Source organism: Natronomonas sp. (assembly GCF_036625485.1).
Taxonomy (GTDB): domain Archaea; phylum Halobacteriota; class Halobacteria; order Halobacteriales; family Haloarculaceae; genus Natronomonas.
Map to the genome: position 1 here is coordinate 1 of NZ_JAZKTR010000039.1, position 17,529 is coordinate 17,529.

Below are 17,529 nucleotides of genomic sequence, written 5' to 3' on the forward strand. Positions count from 1 at the left end.
TGGGCCAACTCGGATTTGAACCGAGGACCTCCCGGTTATCAGCCGAGCGCTCATACCTAGCTGAGCTATTGGCCCTAGGTCAGCGCGTTTCAGGGTAGTGGGGACACTCGTTTAAACGTTTCTTTTCGTGCGCCCTTCGGCGCGCCGTCCCACGGTTACCGTTCGCGCGGGTCGTCGTCGTCCGACTCATCGTCCGACTCGTCGTCGAACCGGACGTCGGTGAAGCCGTCGTCGGAGCCCGCGTCTTGGTCGTCCGGGTCGGTGAACTCGTATTCGTCGTCGTCCATATCGACCGGTCCGCTACCGCCCTGTTTGAAGAACTCCTCGCTGCGAGGGTCACCCTCGGCGCCCTCGTTCGGGAACCCGCCCATGTAGACGTTTCCTGTGGCGAACCCGCCCGTCTTGGCGTCGACGTAGGGCGTGACGACGTACTTCTTGACGGCGAGTCGGATCGGGTATCGCGTCGGCGGCAGCACGAACAGCAGACCGACGAGGTCGGTCACCAGCCCCGGCGTGAGCATGAGCGCGCCCGCGATGAGGAGCAACGCGCCGTCCAGCAACTCATCGGTCGGCGGCGTCCCTTCGGCGACCTTCGCCTGCAGGCGGCCGAGCGTGTGTCGGCCCTCGGCCCGAACGAGCAGCAGGCCGATGAAGGCAGTCAGTACGACCAGCGCCACCGTTACCGCCGGTCCGAGACGCGTCGCCAACACGACCAGCAGCATGACGTCCAACAGCGGCACGAGCAGCAGGACGCCGATGACCCGCAAGTCCATGCCAATCCGTATCGGCGGCCGCGGGAAAACGTTTCCGAGACACCCCGCCACAATGATTTTCAGGTACGTATTCGCTTGGGTGTTTATAAACAGAGTTTGGCTACTGCGTGACCGCAAACAACCTGAAAGCCCTCGGCGCGCTGACGGTCGCTAAGCAGGCTCTATCCGACCGGAGGGAGGATATCCTGCTTAGCGACTAAAATCAACGCCACCACGTCTCGCCCTTTCAGTCCACCAGGGACCGCGACTGCACAGCCCTGCCCTTCCCCGGGTCGCGAGGGCCGCCACGGGCGGCCACTCGCTCCCGGCCGTTTGACTCTTTAAATAGGCGCGCGCTGGCCGACCGCCGTGAGCGCCTCCGCGAACGGCGGTCGGACGAATACGTGCGAGGGACGACTGACCGAACGCAGTGAGGGAGGGAGTCGGTTGGGGAGGCTCGTGGTGCGGTTGCCGTGCCTGGAGGAATCGGAGGGCGAGGTCGGGTACGGGAAGCACGACCCCGGTGAGCCGAACGAAGTGAGGCGAACGTCGAAAGTCGAGCGAAGCGAGTCTTTCGGAATAAGCACCGCAGGAGCGAACGAAGTGAGCGACGAGGCGCGCAGCGTGGGGCGCGACCGTACCCGACCGAGGGCTTCGGAGGTGGTTGCGGTCCCTTTTGAATGGCGGTTATTGAATATCGAATCCGAGCCACCTAGACACCGACACGGCCTTGTGCGGCGACGGGCTTTCCCAACGTAATGAGAGCAGCGCTGGTCATCCTCGACGGGTGGGCCCTCGGCGACGGCGACGAATCCGACGCGGTCGCCGCCGCCGAGACGCCGACGTTCGACCGCTTGCGCGAGACGGGCGCGTTCGGGACGCTGGAGACTCACGGCCGTCGGGTCGGCCTCCCGGACGGACAGATGGGCAACAGCGAGGTCGGCCACCTCAACATCGGGTCGGGCCGGGTCGTCAAACAGGAATCGACGCGCATCACCGACGACATCGCCGCCGACGCCTTCGCGGACAACGAAGCCATCAGCGGCGCGCTGGAGTACGCCGACGAAAACGACGGCCGCGTCCACTTCATGGGCCTCGTCAGCGACGGGGGCGTCCACTCCCATCAGGCCCACCTCCACGCGCTCATCGAACTCGCCGCCGAGCAGGGTGTCGACGCCGTCACACACGCCTTCACGGACGGCCGCGACACGGCTCCGAAGGGCGGCGCGGGCTACCTCACGGAGTTGGAGGCCGTCGTCGACGAGGCCGGAACGGGCGAGGTGGCGACCGTCTGTGGCCGGTATTACGCGATGGACCGCGACCAGAACTGGGAGCGCACGAAGCGCGCCTACGACGTCATCGTGAATCGCGAGGCGCCCCACGAAGCGGCTTCGGCCGTCGAAGCCGTCGAGGCGTCCTACGAGCGCGGCGACACCGACGAGTACGTCGAACCGACGCTCGTCGCCGACCGGCCCGCACTCGAAGACGGCGATTCGGTCGTCTTCTTCAACTTCCGCGCCGATCGCGCGCGGCAGTTGGTCCGGATGCTCGCGGACATCGACCCCGTCTGGGACTTCGAGACCTCGCCGCCCGAAACCGAACTCGTCACGATGACCGAATACGACAAGACGTTCGACCTTCCAGTAGCCTACCCGCCGCTGGAACCCGAGAACACGCTGGGCGAGGTTCTCGCGGCGGAGGGCCTCACCCAGTTGCGGATGGCCGAATCCGAGAAGTACGCCCACGTCACCTACTTCCTCAACGGCGGCCGCGAGGTGGAGTTCGACGGCGAACACCGCGAGATCGTCGACAGCCCCGACGTGGCGACCTACGACCAGCAGCCGGAGATGTCCGCCGAGGAACTCACCGACACCGCCATCGACCGCATCCAGAGTCACGACCCCGACGTACTCGTCCTCAATTACGCCAACCCCGACATGGTCGGCCACACTGGCGATTTCGAGGCCGCCAAAGCGGCCGTCGAGGCCGTCGACGCACAGCTCGCCCGCCTTGAGGAGACCGTCCGAAACGCCGGCGGCCACCTGCTGGTGACGGCCGACCACGGCAACGCCGACGACATGGGTACGCCCGATGACCCACATACGGCCCATACGACGAATCCGGTTCCGTTCATCTACGTTTCCCCTGACGGCAGCGACGGCGGGCGACGGGTCCGAGAGGGCGGCACCCTCGCCGACATCGCGCCGACACTGTTGTCGCTCATCGACGTGGAGGTTCCTGACGCGATGACTGGCGAGAGCCTGCTGAGCGAATCGGAGGACTGAGCCGATGGCGCCGAACGCGTCGCGAGCGGCGACACTGGCCGTCGCGAACGACGTCGTTCGGTTCGTGCTCGAACTGTCCGTCCTGCTTATCGTCGGCTACTGGGGATACACCACGGGCGAAACCCGGCTCGCGAGAATCGGCGTCGGCGTCGGCCTTCCTATCGTTATCGCCACCGTCTGGGGGCTGTTCGCCTCGCCGAAAGGGCCGTATCGACTCGACGGCCCGCCGCGGGCCGTTCTGGAATCCGCCGTGTTCGGCGTCGCCATCCTGGCGCTCGTCGGGGTGGGCCGCCCGGTGCTGGCCAGCGTGTTCACCGTGGCTTCCGGAGTTAGCATTGCACTCACACACCGATACGAGAACGTCGGGCGGCCGTGGGAGACGAACGAAGGGACGGAGTAGGCCCGGAGTACCTCACCCCGTCCGAAACGAGAAGTCCAACGTCGGCGCGCTGTGTGTCAAACCGCCCATCGAGATGACGTCGACGCCCGTCGCCGCGTAGTCGGGAACATCCTCGACCGTGATTCCGCCGCTTGCTTCCGCGAGCGTCTCGGATGGAAGCGTCTCGACGGCCCGCTCGACTTCTGCCGGCGACATGTTGTCCAGTAGGACGATGTTGGCGCCGGCACGGGCGGCCCTGACGGCTTCCTCAGCCCGCTCTACTTCGACCTCGATTTTCGTCGCGAAGGAGGCCCGCTCGCGGAACCGCGCGACGGCCTCCTCCATCCCCATCTCGGCGACGTGGTTGTCCTTGACCATCACCATATGCGAGAGGTCCAACCGGTGGGTATCGCCGCCGCCGGCGACGATGGCTCGCTTCTCGACGCCGCGGAGCCCGGGTGTGGTCTTGCGGGTGCCGGCGACGTCGACCGAATCCGACACCTCCCGTGCGGCATCGACGGCCCGGCGCGTCTTCGTCGCGATACCGGAGGCGTGGCCGGCGATGTTCACCGCGACGCGTTCCCCGCGGAGCACGTCGGAAGCGGCCCCCTCGACGCGAAGCACCGCATCGCCGGACTCGATTCGCTCGCCGGCATCAGCACGCTCGATGACGTCAACCCCGAGATAGTCGAAGACCGCTTCGGCGGCGTCGAGACCGGAAACGACGCCCGACTCCTTGGCGACGAGACGACCCTCCGTCTCACCGGGCACGTCGTTGGTCACGTCGTGGTGGCCCACGTCCTCTCGGAGCCAGCGTTCGACCTGCGACTGCTCAATCAGCGTCAACGGCCGCTCCCTCCTCGTCGGCGATGTGGTGGCAGCCCCGCGACTGCTCGTTCTCGGCGGCGGCGCGGGTGACCAAGAGCGCGCTCACGCAGGCACCCCGGAGTTCGTACAGCGAGCGACTCGTCCGGGTCCGGGTGTAGGCGTCGATTTCACCCTTCAGGCGCCGGAGGACGCCCGCGGCCCGGGTGAGGTCTTCCGGCGTGCGCTCGATGCCGGCGAACTCGTCCATCACGCGGCGCAGGCGGACGAACTTCTCGGCGGCGAAGCTCTCGGGCAGGTCCGGGTCGCTGTCGAGCAACTCGGGCGCCTCGACGCGTTCGGCCTCGAAGCCGGCGGCGGCCTCGCCCGCCCGCAGACCGAAGACGAGGCCTTCCAGCAGGCTCGTCGAGGCCAGTCGGTTCGCGCCGTGGACGCCCGTCCGCGCACATTCGCCGACCGCAAACAGGCGGTCCAGCGAGGCCCGACCCTCGGTGTCGACGTCGATGCCGCCACAGAGAAAGTGCTCGGCGGGCGCGACTGGGATACCGTTGGCGGGGTCGACGCCGCGGTTCTCGCATTCAGCCTGGAGGTCGGGGAACTCGCCCGCGAAATCGAGCGGCGAAACGTCCAGCGTCACCTCGCCGGTGCGTTCGCGTTCGTCCTTCACCGCGCGGGCGACCACGTCCCGCGGCGCGAGTTCGGCGTCGGCGTGGTAGTCGGGCATGAACCGCTCTCCCTCCCCGTTCCGAAGGAGCGCGCCTTCGCCACGGACGGCCTCGCTGAGGAGGAAGGTACCTTGGTCGGCGGCATCCTCACCTGCAAACGCGGTCGGGTGGAACTGCACGTACTCCATGTCCTCTACGTCCGCGCCAGCGAGGGCAGCCATCGCGATACCGTCGCCAGTCGACGTCGGCGGGTTCGTCGAGCGCTGATAGCAGGCACCGATACCGCCGGTCGCGAGTACCGTCGCGCCCGCATAGCAGGGCACCAACTCGCCATCGCGTTCGAGCATGGCGCCGTGGACGCGCCCCTCATGTGTCACGAGGTCCAGTGCGGCGGTGTCCTCTAGGACCTCGACGCGGTCGTGGTCCTGGAGGTGGTTCAGAAAGGGCGCCAGGACGTGCTTGCCCGTCGAGGCGTCGACGTGCAGGATGCGCGCCTCGCTGTGGGCGGCCTCACGCCCGTAGTCGGGGGCCTCGCCGTTCTCGTCGAAGTCGACATCGAGGGTGTCTACGAACACATCGCGAACGGCCTCGTCGGCCTCCGAGACGAGTACGTCGACCGCTTCAGGGTCTGCGAGCCCGTCGCTGGCCGCGATGATGTCCTGCTTGAACGCCTCGGGGTCGCCGCGGGAGACGGCGACGCCGCCCTGCGCCCAGTAGGACGTCGAGTCCTCGGGCTGGCTGGCTTTCGTCGCCAGCGTCACGTCGGCGCCCGCCCGCGCGCCAGCGAGGGCGGCCGCACAGCCTGCGATGCCGCTGCCGACGACGAGCAGGTCTGTGTCTCGTTCCTGCATGGTTAGACCTCCAGCATCCGTTCGAGCGCCAGTTCCGCGAGGTCCTTCTCGCGGGCCGGGACCTCGATGACGTTGCGTTCGTTGCCATCGACCAACTCCTCCAGCACCCACGTCAGGTAGTTCGGGTCGACCTGCCGCATGGCGTTGCAGTCCATACAGGCGTCGCCACACAGCGGCAGAACGTTCACCTCGGGATGCCACCGCTGGAGGTGGTTCGTGAGGTGGATCTCGGTGCCGATGGCCCACGTCTCGCCGGGGTCGGCGTTCGCGACGGTCTCACAGATGGTCGAGGTCGACCCGGCCACGTCGGCGGCCTCGACGACCTCGCGCCGACACTCGGGGTGGACGATGACGTTGGCGTCGTCGTCGGCGCGAATATCCTCGATGTGCTGTTCGGTGAAGCGCTCGTGGACCTGACAGTAACCGTCCCAGAGGATGATGTCGGCGTCGGCCACCTCGTCAGCATCTTTCGATTCGGGGTCCCACGGGTCCCACTCGGCGGTCGCGTCTTCCATGTCGAGTCGGTGGGCCGTGTTCTCCCCGAGATGTTTGTCGGGCAGGAAGAGCACCTTGTCGCCACGCTCGAAGGCGTATTCGAAGGCCTTGTGCGCGTTCGAGGAGGTACAGACGAGGCCGCCCTGTTCGGCACAGAAGGCCTTCAGGTCGGCGTAGCTGTTCATGTAGGTGATGGGAATGATGTTCGCGTCGTCCTCGGCGGCCGCGTTGAGTTCGGCCCACGCGGCGTCGACCTGCAGGGCCTCGGCCATCCCGGCCATCGGACAGGACGCCTCCATCGACGGCAGGATGACCGTCTGGTCGTCGTCGGTGATGATATCGGCCGATTCGGCCATGAACGTCACGCCGCAGAAGATCACGTACTCGGCGTCGGCCTCGGCGGCGCGCTGGCTCAACTCGTAGGAGTCGCCGATGAAGTCGGCGTGTTCGACGATCTCCCGGCGCTGGTAGTTGTGACCGAGGACGATCACGTCGTCGCCGAGTTCCTCCTTGGCGGCCGCGATGCGCTCTGCTCGCTCGTCTTCGCTCAACTCCCGATACGCAGGGGGAAGTTGCTCCAGATTGTCGTACTTGAAGAGACTAAGGTCAGTCTCGAGGTCGACCGTTTCCATTTCGGGCATCAGTTGTGCACCTTGGGGTATCCTAGCCCACGAACTGGAGCTTTGATAAAATTTTGTCTTCAATAGACGGTCGACGAGGAATATATTGCCACTATCTCCGTTCGTAACGGAAAACAACCGATGGGTTTCCACGCCAGCGAGCGAGGACCCGATCGCTGTGCGGCGGGAGAAACACGCCGAAGGACTGACGACGCAGGAGGTTCAGTCCCGGCGGTACGCCTCGCGGAGGAAGACCAGCGCCGCGCCGAACATCGTGAGGTTGCCGAAGAAGGCGAGTCGTTCGCCCTCCTTGCTGTCCTCGTCGGCGTTCCAGAAGTCGTGCATCGTCGGCGTCACGACCGCGAGAAAGCCGGTGACGGCGGCCGTCGACAGCCGTGGGAGCCGCCAGAAGGCGACGCCGAGACCACCGAGAAACATCGATACCGAGGCCAGCGGCGCCAGCAACTCCGGCACCGGGACGCCCGCCGACTCCGCGTAATCGACGGTGCTCTCCATGTCCCGGAAGTCCTCGGAAGCCTGTAACGCGAGTCCGAGGCCGACGAACAGCCGGCCGACCCGGCACGGTGGTTTCGACTCGTCCGCCTCATCGGTGGCCGTTTCGTCCGTCATGGTACCAAGATGGCGTGGAAACCGTATAAATCGGGATGGTAGTCCGACCCGGACCCTCAGTCGTAGCGCTCCCGTTCGGCCACCTGCACCTCGGTCCCGTCGCGAGCGGCGACGAGTCGCGTCCCGTCATCTCCGGGCCGCGTTTCGAACTGCACCTCGTCGACTGTCACGCTCTCGTTGACCGACGGAATCATCGCAGTTCCCACCAGTTCGCCGGCCCGGAACACCGCGATCTCGAAGCCGTCGGAGACCGGCGCCACCGCGACCGTCCGGTTATCGATGCGCGCGGTGGCCCGTTTCGGCTCCGAGGCGAACGACCGCGTCGTCTCGCCGTCGACCGTCAGGTCGACCGCGTAGGCGCTGTCGTTGCCGACGACCTCCCAACCGGTCCGGTTGACTTCGATCTCTTCCCGCCAGCCGACGCCGCCGACGACCACCGTGTCGTTGCCGGTGTGTTCGAGGACGTTACCGCGCGTGCCGATGGTCCACATCTCGCGGTCGTCGCTGACGAGGATGACGCCCGTCTGGTTGGTGGCGGTCGTCTCGTTGCCGATGCCGACAAGCGAGGTGTGGCCCGGCGTCGCGTTCTCGGCGTAGGCCACCTGATAGTCACGGACCTCGACGCCCGCCGTGTCGGGGGCACTGTCGGCATCGACCAGCAGGAGACCGAGGGGAACGCTCGGCAATGCGACGAGGAGCGTCACGACCACGACGACGACCACGCCGGCCTGTCGGCCCGTGGTCGGCCCGCCGCGCCATCGTTCGGGCGACAGCGCGATCAGCGCCGGAATCGCCAACAGCGCGACCGGGACGAGGATTCCGGCGGCCCACCACAGCGGGTCGCCCTCGACCACGAGGCCGGCGACCGTCCCCGCGCTTAAAAAGAGGAGTATCCCGAGCCACACCAGTGCCACCTGTCGCCGCGAGGGCACCCACGCAACCCCCGAAAACGGCCGCGGCAACGGCTCGCGACGCCCCGCCGCCGCGACGGTGACCACCACTGTCAGCAGAGCAACGAACGCCACGCCGGCACCGCGATAGAGGGTGAACACCTCCTCGTCGACCCAGACGATGAGCCACAGCGCCTGTGCCATCCCCAGCAGGAAGGTTCCGAAGAACACCCGCTCGACGGCGGGCCGACGCCCGCGACGCCACAGTAAGGCGGCGCCAGCCACCACGCCGAGCAGGAAGCCGAGCATGTGTGCCTGAAAGCCGATGCCGGCCCACGCCGGCGGCGACGGCGGGCCGGCTTCGACGGTCGCGCGGACGATGGGGTCGGTCAGCGCCGTATACAGCGTCCGCAGGACGCCGGCGACGACCACGGCGATGACCGTCGAGATGGGGTAGGTCACGACCGCGAAGCCAGCGATAGCGAAGACCGCCCCCGAGAAGCCCAGCCCCGGCCCCAGCGAGAAGAAGGAGGTGAGAAACGCCGAAAGGAGCAGGATGGCGGGGAAAACCACGACGGCCCGAATCCACGGCTGTCCGAGCAGGCCACCCCTCGACCGTGCGTACTCGTCGCGCTCCGAGGGCGCGTAATGGCCCCACGCGTATTCGGCGATGGGCGCCAACGCGAGCGTTGCCGCCATGTTCGAGACGATATGTCCCGGACTTCCGTGGGCGATGCCGGCGGTCAGCAGGCCGGTGGGATAGAAGTACGACCACGTCACGAACGGGTAGATGACCGGCGACGCCCAGTTCCACAGCCCGTCCTGTGCGAGGAGGTAGAAGGCGACGACGATACTGACGGTGACCAAAGTCCCCCACGGGATACCGCCGATGAATCGGTCCTCGACGAGCGAGCGCCACCGACCCCGTCCCTCGAAATACCAGACGAAGCCGAAGGCGACGGCCAGCGCCGCCACGAGGGCGACCTGTGTGGGCGAAACGACCTGCGTAGGCGAGACGGGCATGCTACTAGCCCCGGAAGAACCCCTCACTCAAATAATCGGGTACTGCGCGGCCGCCGGCCCGCTCCACGGGAACGCCGATCCGCCGCCGAGACGGTCAGTCCGGCGCCGCCGCGAGCAGGGCGTCGGCGATATCCGACAGCCACGCCCGATGGTCGGTCGCTTCGACGAAGGCCGACGCCGCACCGGCGGCGTCCGCGCCGAGTTCGAGGGCCCGTTCGACGTCGGCGGCAGTGCTGATGCCGCCACCGAGCAGTACCCGGGTCCGTGGGTTCGTCTCCTCGACCATCGCCACGAACCGCTCGACGCGCTCGGGACGTGTCTGCACGACCGACTCCCCGGTCCCGATGTCGGCGGGCTGTTCGAAGAGGAGGCAATCGGGGTCGAATGCCAGCACCGCCCGCCCCATCTCGAGGCCGTCGACACAGACTATCGATTCGAGCCCGTGGTCGGCACAGCCGGCGACTGCGCGCTCGACGTCGGGAAGGGTCGCCCGGCTCTCCGGGTGGTTGACGAGCACGCCGTCGGCCCCGGCGGCCGCGACCGACGGCAGCGAGATGCGGCCGGTCCCGCGTCCGGGCTCGAAGGCATCGACCGACTGTGCGACGACGGGCACGGACGTCTCCGCGGCGACCCGCGAGAGGTCCGGCGTCTGCGGTGCGAGAGCGACGGTCGCCCCCGTCCGTTCGGCGGCTGCCTCGATGGTCCTCGCGAGAGCGAGGCCCTCCGCCCCGGCGGTCCCCTCGTAGAGCTTGTAGTTGAGGAGGAAATGCGGGTAGTCCAGACCGCTACTCATCGGCGTTCAGCCGGTTTCCTCGAGCATCCAGCCGAACCGTTTCTCCCAGTACTCCTCGCTCGGCGGTTTCTTCGTCCGGCCGCGGGTCTTCTCGTCGCGAATCTGGCGTTCGAGGACGTCACGCGCCTCGTTGAGCGCGTGGCTCGCACCGTATCCCTCACCCGAGGCGAGGTAGAGCCCTCGGTCGGTGTGCAGGCGAATCCGCGCGAGCAGCAGCGGCGTCCCCCGGAGTTTCTCGTCGTGCTTGTGGAGGTGGACCTTGGCGTCGAGGACGTTCATGCCGTGGTCCCGGTCGTCGAACTTCTCGACCATCGCGACGATGTCGTCGTAGCTCATGTCGTCGACGAGGTCGATACCGTAGACCTGGACGGCCCGGTTGCCCTCCGCCTCCCACGTCAGCGCATCGAGGATGTCGGTCTTGGTGACGATGCCGTGAGGGCTTCCATCGTCGGTGACGACCAGCGACGAGGCCCCGATGTCGAACATCTCCTCGACGGCCACGTCGAGGGTCGCCGAGGGGTCGATGGTCCGAACCGGCGAGACCATGATGTCACGAACCGGCAGGTCCAGAAGCCGTTCGGCCTCGCCCTCCCGGGCGCCGAACCCGCCGCGGCGCGTGCGCCCGGCGCTGTCGGATATCTCCCCGCCGAAGGAGTCGACCCCGCCCGCATCGCCGGCCTGACTCTGCTGGGTCGAGCGGACCGTGAAGTCCGTGACGTCGTAGAGGCTCAGGATGCCGACGGCGGTGTCGTCTTCGACGACGGGCAGGTGGGTGATCCGGTTCTCACGGAAGACGTGTAGCGCTTCACCGAACGTCGAATCCGGGTCGATAGAAACGAGGTCGGTACTGGCGGCTTCGGCGACGGTCGCGGCATCCAGAAACGGCTGGACCGCCTCGAGGATGCCGTCGACGGTCACGACGCCGATGAGTTCCTGACCCTCGAAGACGGGCAGGAGTTGCGCGTCGCTGTCGATCATGAGCTGGGCGACCTTGCGGACGTCCTCGTTCGGGTCGAGCCGCGGGACGTGCCAGACCAGCGAGCCGATCTTCTCGTTCGGCTGGTGATGAGAGGTAGCAAGCTGTCGACGCGTAACGACACCTTCGAATTCGTCGCCGTTCACGACGACGCCTTTGACGGTTGGGTCCTCGAACGCGCTGACGAGCTTCGAGGCGCGCGTCTCGGGGGACCGTTCCACGTAGTCGTCCGAAATTATATCAGTGATTTCCATGGGTATGTATTTTCGCTCCGGTGTACCGCTCGGTGCTGCTGGCGAAATCGTCCTGCCAACACGTAGTTCTTCGTCACCACCTTACAAGTATCCGCCGCCGATTCCTACGGGCTGGAACCGGACGACGGAACCAACCCACGGCCGCGGTCCCACGGGTAGGGAGCCGCGCCGCCGGTCGACGGCCCAAATGTGGACGCTCGATGTCGGAATCGGGCACGGACCTCACCGGTCGATACCGCGCAGCTTGTACCGGTAGACGGTCCCTTCCTTCTTGACGACGAGGTACTGCAGGTTGCCCGACCGTTCGAGCCGATCGAAGTGCTCGCCGAGGTTGCCGGGGTTCAGGGAGCCGGGCCCCTCATCGATACCGAAACGAAGGTCGACTTCCTCCCCGCGGACGTCGTCGGCCCGTCTGGCCCGAACCGCCACGGAGTCGCCGGTGCCCTGCACCTCGACCGTGCCGGTGAGCTCCCACGTGTGGTCGCCGTACTGTAGCTGTTTGCCACCGAGTTCCGGCCATTCGGTTTCGACCATACCGCTACTCGTTCCCGGGCCCAGTTCCCTCTTTCGGCGATTTTCGCGTGTTCAGAGATTTGATAGGCGAGATTACACAATGGTGGTGAATCGACGACGACGGACGGCGGACCCACCGGTTCGTGGCGCCCGGCGTTCAGTCCCGGTAGACGACGTTGCCGTCGACGACGGTCATCGCCACGTCGATGTCCGCGATGTCCTCGGCGTCGACGTCCCACGGCGATTCCTCGAGGACGACGAAATCCGCGGCCTTGCCGTTCTCGATGGTCCCGAAGCGGTCCTCGTCGTGGCCCGCGTAGGCCGCACCCGAGGTGTAGGCGCGAAGCGCGTCGGTCACCGAGAGCCGCTGGCCGTCGGCCGGAGCCGTCACCGTCTCCTGTACCCCGTAGAGTGGATCGATGGGCATACAGTCGCTGCCGAAGGCAAGCGCCACGTCGGCATCGAGGACGTCCGCAAAGCGGTTCGATGCGGCGGTTCGCTCGGCGCCAAGTCGTTGTTCGTAGAGCCCCCCTTCGCGGGCCCACCGCAGGAAGTTGGGTTGCATCGACGCGACGGCGTCGAAGCCGTCGAGGTTCTCGGGCAGCAGTTCGACGTGCTCGATACGGTGACGGGCCTTGGGGTCGTCGGGCAGCGTCTCCAGTGTCACCTCGATGGCCTCATCGCCGATGGCGTGGACCGCCAGTTGCATGCCGAGGTCGTCTACACGGTCGGCGATATCGGCGAGTTCCTCGGGGGCGACGACCCACTCGCCCAACCCATCGCCGTCAGCGTAGGGGTCGGAGAGTTTCGCCGTCGAGGCGCCGAGCGAACCGTCGGTGAAGGTCTTGATGCCGCCGATCTCGACGAACTCGCCGCCGTGGTTCGACACGAGTCCCGTCTCCTCGACGGCATCGAGATGGTCCGCCCAGTAGTAGAGGCGGACCCGCAAGTCGAGGTCGTCATCGACGGCCAACTCGCGGTAGGCCGCCGGGGCGTCGGACTTCCGAACCATGTCGTGGACGCCGGTGATACCGAGTTCGTGGGCGTGGTCGCGCGCCGCCGCGACGAGTTCGCGGGTCTCCTCGCGGTCCGGCGCGGTCTCCATCCGCAGGAGTTCCGCGGCGTCCTCGGTGACGACGCCCGTCGGCTCGCCGCCCTCCCGCTGGACGCCGTCTTCGGGCAACTCCTCGGCGTAGCGGTCGAGGACCACCGAGTTGACCGAGGCCGTATGCAGGTCCTCACGGAAAGCCACGACGGGCAGCTCCTCGGAGACCGTATCCAGTTCCTCGCGGGTCAGATACCGGTCGTCCTCCCACGTCGATTCGTCGTAGCCGTAGCCGAGTATCCACTCCTCGCCGGGGGCCTCTCGAAGACGGTCGAGGGCCGCCTCGCGGTCGCCGGTCGCGAGGTCGGCGTAGACGAGCCGACGGCCGACCACCTCCATGTGCGTGTGTGCGTCGATGAACCCCGGCAGGAGGACGCCACCCTCGCAGTCGACGACGTCGGTGTCGACACCCTCCAAGAACTCGATCTCGTAGGCCGAACCCACCCGGAGAACGCGGCCATCGCGGACGGCGACGGCCTCGTGGGTCTCGTCCGGGTCGGCGAGCGTGTGTACCTCGGCGTTCGTGAAGATCCGGTCCGCCGCATCAGTCATACCCGACGAGGCGGCCGCCACCGTATTGAAACCCCTCATGGCAGACGGACCGGACGGTCTTCGTCTGTCCCCGAACTCGTACTGCCGGCTGTAACTATCTCGAACAGGGCGTCTCCAGTTCGGAGTTCGATTCCATTTGTTGCCGAATATCTCGAAACGATGAAGGCGGAATTACAGCCGGCAGTATCAGTCCTCCGTCTCGTCGGACAGATTGAGTTCCGCGAGGAGGCGTGTGGTGACGATCTGTTCGATGATGTCGAGTAACTGTGCGTCGTCGGACGTGTAGTCAGCAAAGAGACCGAGTGGAATCTCACCCCCAGCGACGTCGTGATGTCCGCCGCCGCTCCCGACGTCTTCGAAAGCCTCGTTCAGTACGTTCCCAACGTGTACTCGTGCATCCGGCGACCGAGCACTGATCTGAACGGAGTTGTTGACGATACCGAACACGATGGCGGTTTGAACGCCCTCGAGCCGCACGAGATAGTCGACGGCCTGGGGGAGCGCATCCCGTTCGGTCGTCCGGCCGACATGCGATATGAGTACCGCACCCTTCGTCCGTCGATTGTCGATAGCCATCGAGATCGCGTCGATGGTTCCCCCAGTAACTGAGGGTGACGATAGCTCCCGGAGCATCTCTTGATCTGCGTGCTCGTGAAGGTATCCTGCCGCATCGTACTCCGCGCGGGTCGCTCCGCGGAGGAAATCAAGGGTATCCGAACGGATGGCAAACAGGAGTGCTGTCGCGAGGTCCGTATCGAGATTGATATCGAGGGCGCGCACGTACTCCGTAAGAATCGTCGAAACTGCCCCCAGTTCCTCACGGTGGTCGACGAACCGAGCCTCGATATCCCCCGCAGGATGATGGTCGATCACGATATCTACGCGTGTGTCCGTGGGAACCTGATTGTTTTCGCCCGGAATCGAATGGTCGACAAAGGCGAGCAACGAGTCCGGTTGACGGTTCTGCAAGGACTTGGATTCGAACGGTCGGAGATCCATATCGAGTAGATTGACGAACGCCCGGTTCTGCTGGTGGGAGATAACGCCGCTGTAGAGGATATGGCGTTCGTCGATGCCAGCCGCAGCCGCGATCCGGCCTAATGCGAGCGCGCTCGCAAGGCAATCCGGATCGGGGTTGTTGTGGCAGACGATGGTGATCTCGCTGCCTTCACCGAGTAGCTCGTTGAGTTGTTGCGGCGAGCTCATTCTCTAGCCTAGATATGACCTGTATACAGTTAGGCGTGTAGGCCCATCCCAAAAGGAGAGAATCGGTAGCCATACCGCCAGTATTCCGAGGCACACGAGATACACTCGGCCTCTCGTATGGCTTTATAACTGGTAGTTCGGTCATGATTCCCGACCTATCGACGGATATGCGGTGGTATAGACAGATTTGGCGGTTCTAGGGGTCGGGACGGACATTCGTCCGCACCTGAGCAAAGTATATCTATACCCTACTAGTTGGGTACCATGGATTTATTACTCGTTACCAATATATAGATGGGTCGATAACAATGCAACCAACACGACGGACGGTACTGAAGACGATAGGCGGCGGAAGCGCGGTACTGCTGGCAGGAAGCGCCCCGGCAGCTGCCGGCGGCCACGAGGCCAAACTCCGTGTTGCCCACGCATCGCCGGACGCACCGAACGTCGACATCTACGTCGATGGAATGGCCGTCATCAAGGACCTCCCCTTCGGTGAGGTGACGGGGTATCTGGAGGTACCGGCCGACGAGTACACTATCGCCGTAAAGCCGGCCGGGGGCGACAAAGCGGTGTTCGGCCCGGTCGACGTAGTACTCGAAGCGGAGGACTACACTGCAGTCGCGCTCGGTGAACTGGACGACGAGTCGTTCACGGTCTCCCTGTTGGAGGACACGAACGGCGCGAACCTCGACGGCGAGGCCCGAGTGCGCGCCGTCCACGCCTCACCGGATGCCGGCCCCGTCGACGTGACCGTCAACGAGGGCGCACTCACCGTCTTTGACGGCATCGAGTTCGGCGATAGCCCGTACGCGACCGTCCCTGTTGGCCAGTACACCGTCGAGGTCCGGCCGGACACCGACGACGGGCCGGTCGTCGATTCCTTCACACTAGAGTTCGAGGAGAACTACACCTACACGGCCTTCGCCGTCGGCTACGTGACCCCCGACGACGACGCTGGCGACGAGGCGTTCATGCTGGTGCCGACCGTCGATGCGACCGCGCCGCCACGGGGCGGTGGCAAGGGACGGGGTCGGGGTCAAGGTCGAGGTCGCGGCCCATAGTCGGAACGCCCACCACAGTCCCTTTTTTCGCCGGTCGCCCGCTCCCGCAACCGTTAGGTTCCCACCGGCTAACCCACCGGTATGACCGACGCCGCCGACCTCGTCGACCGCGTACAGGACGGCGAGGTGCGCCTGCACGAACTCGAACAGCACGCCGACGCCGAGACGGCCGCCGAGGCCCGTCGCCTGCTCCTCGTCGAACGAACCGAGGCCGACCTCGACGCGGTCGGTTCCTACACCTTCGATGCCGCCGATGCGGAATCCGCCATCGAGAACATGGTCGGCGCCGCACAGGTGCCGATGGGCATCGTCGGCCCGATCCACATCGACGGCGGGGCCGTCGAGGGCTCGAAATACCTCCCGATGGCGACGACCGAGGGCGCCCTCGTCGCTTCGGTCAATCGGGGCTGTGCCGCGATGCGGGCGGCCGACGGAGCGACTGCGCGCGTCCTCAAGAACGCCATGACCCGCGCGCCGGTCTTCCGCGTCGACGACGTCGGTGAGGCCAGCGAGGTCGCCTCGTGGGTTCGCGCGAACGTCGACGCCCTCGCGGAGGCCGCGGAATCGACCACCAGCCACGGCGAGTTGCGTGACGTGACGCCCTACGTCGTCGGTGACAACGTCTTCCTCCGGTTTGCCTACGACACCAAGGACGCGATGGGGATGAACATGGCCACCATCGCCACCGAGAAGGCCTGCGACGTCGTCGTCGAGGAGACGCCCGCCGAACTCGTCGCGCTGTCGGGCAACCTCTGTTCGGACAAGAAACCCGCCGCCATCAACAGCATCGAGGGCCGCGGCCGCACGGTCGCCGCCGACGTGGAGATTCCCCGCGAGACCGTCGAGAGTTACTTCAAGACGACGCCGGAGGCCATCGTCGAGGCCAACACCCGCAAGAACCTCGTCGGCTCGGCCAAAGCCGGCTCGCTTGGCTTCAACGCCCACGCCGCCAACACCGTCGCCGCCGCCTTCCTCGCGACCGGACAGGACATCGCACAGGTCGTCGAGGGCAGCAACGCCATCACGACAGCGGATGTCAGAGACGGAGACCTCTATGCCAGCATCACCTTCTCGTCGCTGGAGGTCGGCACCGTCGGCGGCGGGACCAAACTCCCGACGCAGGCCGAGGCCCTCGACGTCGTCGGCGTGTCGGGGGGCGGCGACCCCGCCGGCTCGAACGCCGACGCGCTTGCTGAGGTCATCGCGACTGCCGCGTTGGGTGGCGAACTCTCCCTGCTCGGCGCGCTCGCCTCCGACCATCTCGCCAGCGCCCACGAGGAACTCGGAAGATAAGAATCGATAATGAAGCGGCGTCGTTTACCGAAACGGCCGAGATACCCGCGAGAATGACCAGCAGGCCGGATTGAATCCCTGTGACGCTGGGCGTCCGTGATTTCGTCGCGTCCTCGCGAGTAGTCCTGCTCACGACCCCACGTTCGCGTATCTCACTACCGCTTCGTGGATGACACCTCACCGATCCACTGCCGAAAAAGAGAATCGTCGAAGAACTGTCCCCTTCGTCGGTTGAACGGGTGATCTCAGGAGCTATCAGGCCGCTTCTTCAGTTTCGTCGTCTTCCTCCTCGTCGTCTTCGGACTCATCGTCCTCCTCGTCGTCTTCCTCGGCTTCTTCGCGTTCGTCGTCTTCCTCG

At 66.0% G+C, this 17,529-nt stretch carries 15 protein-coding genes and 1 tRNA gene; 4 read left to right on the forward strand and 12 right to left on the reverse strand.

Translation table 11 applies throughout. The features are described 5' to 3' along the window. Both V5A53_RS05820 and V5A53_RS05825 read right to left on the reverse strand, forming a co-directional pair. Positions 1–75, reverse strand: a tRNA-Ile gene (locus V5A53_RS05820). 80 nt (positions 76–155) lie between these two features. Beyond that, entirely contained in the window at positions 156–773 is a 618-nt protein-coding gene (locus V5A53_RS05825) for an FxsA family protein (protein WP_332312636.1), read from the reverse strand. A 737-nt stretch (positions 774–1,510) separates the two neighbouring features. On the opposite strand from V5A53_RS05825, the gene gpmI reads away from it, so the two are divergent. Next, positions 1,511–3,037: a 2,3-bisphosphoglycerate-independent phosphoglycerate mutase gene (gpmI, locus tag V5A53_RS05830; RefSeq protein ID WP_332312637.1), complete on the forward strand. Its 1,527-nt coding sequence runs from the start codon at positions 1,511–1,513 to the stop codon at positions 3,035–3,037. A gap of 4 nt (positions 3,038–3,041) precedes the next feature. Continuing rightward, a complete protein-coding gene (locus V5A53_RS05835; protein ID WP_332312638.1) occupies positions 3,042–3,437 on the forward strand; it encodes a YrdB family protein in 396 nt (131 codons plus the stop codon). Positions 3,438–3,449: 12 nt separating this feature from the next. Here the strand turns inward: V5A53_RS05835 and nadC are convergent, their stop codons facing one another. The 10 genes from nadC to V5A53_RS05885 all read right to left on the reverse strand — a co-directional run bounded on the left by nadC (position 3,450) and on the right by V5A53_RS05885 (position 14,814). Next, a complete protein-coding gene (nadC, locus tag V5A53_RS05840) occupies positions 3,450–4,256 on the reverse strand; it encodes a carboxylating nicotinate-nucleotide diphosphorylase (protein WP_332312649.1) in 807 nt (268 codons plus the stop codon). Beyond that, entirely contained in the window at positions 4,249–5,757 is a 1,509-nt protein-coding gene (locus V5A53_RS05845) for an L-aspartate oxidase (protein WP_332312639.1), read from the reverse strand. Before V5A53_RS05845 ends, nadC begins: the two co-directional genes overlap by 8 nt. A gap of 2 nt (positions 5,758–5,759) precedes the next feature. Further along, positions 5,760–6,893: a quinolinate synthase NadA gene (gene nadA, locus V5A53_RS05850; RefSeq protein ID WP_442928600.1), complete on the reverse strand. Its 1,134-nt coding sequence runs from the start codon at positions 6,891–6,893 to the stop codon at positions 5,760–5,762. 201 nt (positions 6,894–7,094) lie between these two features. Next, complete coding sequence (locus V5A53_RS05855) at positions 7,095–7,502, reverse strand: DoxX family protein (RefSeq protein ID WP_332312640.1); 408 nt, start codon at positions 7,500–7,502, stop codon at positions 7,095–7,097. 56 nt (positions 7,503–7,558) lie between these two features. Further along, a complete protein-coding gene (locus tag V5A53_RS05860) occupies positions 7,559–9,415 on the reverse strand; it encodes a rhomboid family intramembrane serine protease (protein WP_332312641.1) in 1,857 nt (618 codons plus the stop codon). A 94-nt stretch (positions 9,416–9,509) separates the two neighbouring features. Next, positions 9,510–10,208, reverse strand: coding sequence for a triose-phosphate isomerase (locus V5A53_RS05865; RefSeq protein ID WP_332312642.1), 699 nt, complete (start codon positions 10,206–10,208; stop codon positions 9,510–9,512). Between the two features lie 6 nt (positions 10,209–10,214). Beyond that, positions 10,215–11,438, reverse strand: coding sequence for a CBS domain-containing protein (locus tag V5A53_RS05870; protein WP_332312643.1), 1,224 nt, complete (start codon positions 11,436–11,438; stop codon positions 10,215–10,217). A gap of 222 nt (positions 11,439–11,660) precedes the next feature. Further along, positions 11,661–11,972 carry a hypothetical protein gene (locus tag V5A53_RS05875; RefSeq protein ID WP_332312644.1) on the reverse strand — a complete coding sequence of 104 codons (312 nt, stop codon included), beginning with the start codon at positions 11,970–11,972 and terminating at the stop codon, positions 11,661–11,663. Between the two features lie 136 nt (positions 11,973–12,108). Beyond that, positions 12,109–13,608 (reverse strand): amidohydrolase, encoded by a 1,500-nt coding sequence (locus tag V5A53_RS05880; protein WP_332312645.1) that lies wholly within the window; start codon positions 13,606–13,608, stop codon positions 12,109–12,111. A gap of 186 nt (positions 13,609–13,794) precedes the next feature. Beyond that, positions 13,795–14,814 (reverse strand): DHH family phosphoesterase, encoded by a 1,020-nt coding sequence (locus V5A53_RS05885; RefSeq protein WP_332312646.1) that lies wholly within the window; start codon positions 14,812–14,814, stop codon positions 13,795–13,797. Positions 14,815–15,122: 308 nt separating this feature from the next. Here V5A53_RS05885 and V5A53_RS05890 point away from each other — a divergent pair, with 308 nt between their 5' ends. Both V5A53_RS05890 and hmgA read left to right on the forward strand, forming a co-directional pair. Then, a complete protein-coding gene (locus V5A53_RS05890; RefSeq protein ID WP_332312647.1) occupies positions 15,123–15,878 on the forward strand; it encodes a DUF4397 domain-containing protein in 756 nt (251 codons plus the stop codon). Positions 15,879–15,959: 81 nt separating this feature from the next. Further along, positions 15,960–17,171 (forward strand): hydroxymethylglutaryl-CoA reductase (NADPH), encoded by a 1,212-nt coding sequence (gene hmgA / locus V5A53_RS05895; RefSeq protein ID WP_332312648.1) that lies wholly within the window; start codon positions 15,960–15,962, stop codon positions 17,169–17,171. Positions 17,172–17,529: the final 358 nt, after the last annotated feature.

Excerpts from the sequence above, each read along its gene's own strand:
- V5A53_RS05845 (WP_332312639.1), bottom strand. The coding sequence starts at position 5,757 with ATGCAGGAACGAGACACAGACCTGCTCGTCGTCGGCAGCGGCATCGCA.
- gpmI (WP_332312637.1), top strand. The coding sequence starts at position 1,511 with ATGAGAGCAGCGCTGGTCATCCTCGACGGGTGGGCCCTCGGCGACGGC.
- nadA (WP_442928600.1), bottom strand. The coding sequence starts at position 6,893 with ATGCCCGAAATGGAAACGGTCGACCTCGAGACTGACCTTAGTCTCTTC.
- V5A53_RS05885 (WP_332312646.1), bottom strand. The coding sequence starts at position 14,814 with ATGAGCTCGCCGCAACAACTCAACGAGCTACTCGGTGAAGGCAGCGAG.
- V5A53_RS05880 (WP_332312645.1), bottom strand. The coding sequence starts at position 13,608 with ATGACTGATGCGGCGGACCGGATCTTCACGAACGCCGAGGTACACACG.
- V5A53_RS05870 (WP_332312643.1), bottom strand. The coding sequence starts at position 11,438 with ATGGAAATCACTGATATAATTTCGGACGACTACGTGGAACGGTCCCCC.
- V5A53_RS05855 (WP_332312640.1), bottom strand. The coding sequence starts at position 7,502 with ATGACGGACGAAACGGCCACCGATGAGGCGGACGAGTCGAAACCACCG.
- V5A53_RS05860 (WP_332312641.1), bottom strand. The coding sequence starts at position 9,415 with ATGCCCGTCTCGCCTACGCAGGTCGTTTCGCCCACACAGGTCGCCCTC.
- V5A53_RS05865 (WP_332312642.1), bottom strand. The coding sequence starts at position 10,208 with ATGAGTAGCGGTCTGGACTACCCGCATTTCCTCCTCAACTACAAGCTC.
- V5A53_RS05875 (WP_332312644.1), bottom strand. The coding sequence starts at position 11,972 with ATGGTCGAAACCGAATGGCCGGAACTCGGTGGCAAACAGCTACAGTAC.
- hmgA (WP_332312648.1), top strand. The coding sequence starts at position 15,960 with ATGACCGACGCCGCCGACCTCGTCGACCGCGTACAGGACGGCGAGGTG.
- V5A53_RS05825 (WP_332312636.1), bottom strand. The coding sequence starts at position 773 with ATGGACTTGCGGGTCATCGGCGTCCTGCTGCTCGTGCCGCTGTTGGAC.
- V5A53_RS05890 (WP_332312647.1), top strand. The coding sequence starts at position 15,123 with ATGCAACCAACACGACGGACGGTACTGAAGACGATAGGCGGCGGAAGC.
- V5A53_RS05835 (WP_332312638.1), top strand. The coding sequence starts at position 3,042 with ATGGCGCCGAACGCGTCGCGAGCGGCGACACTGGCCGTCGCGAACGAC.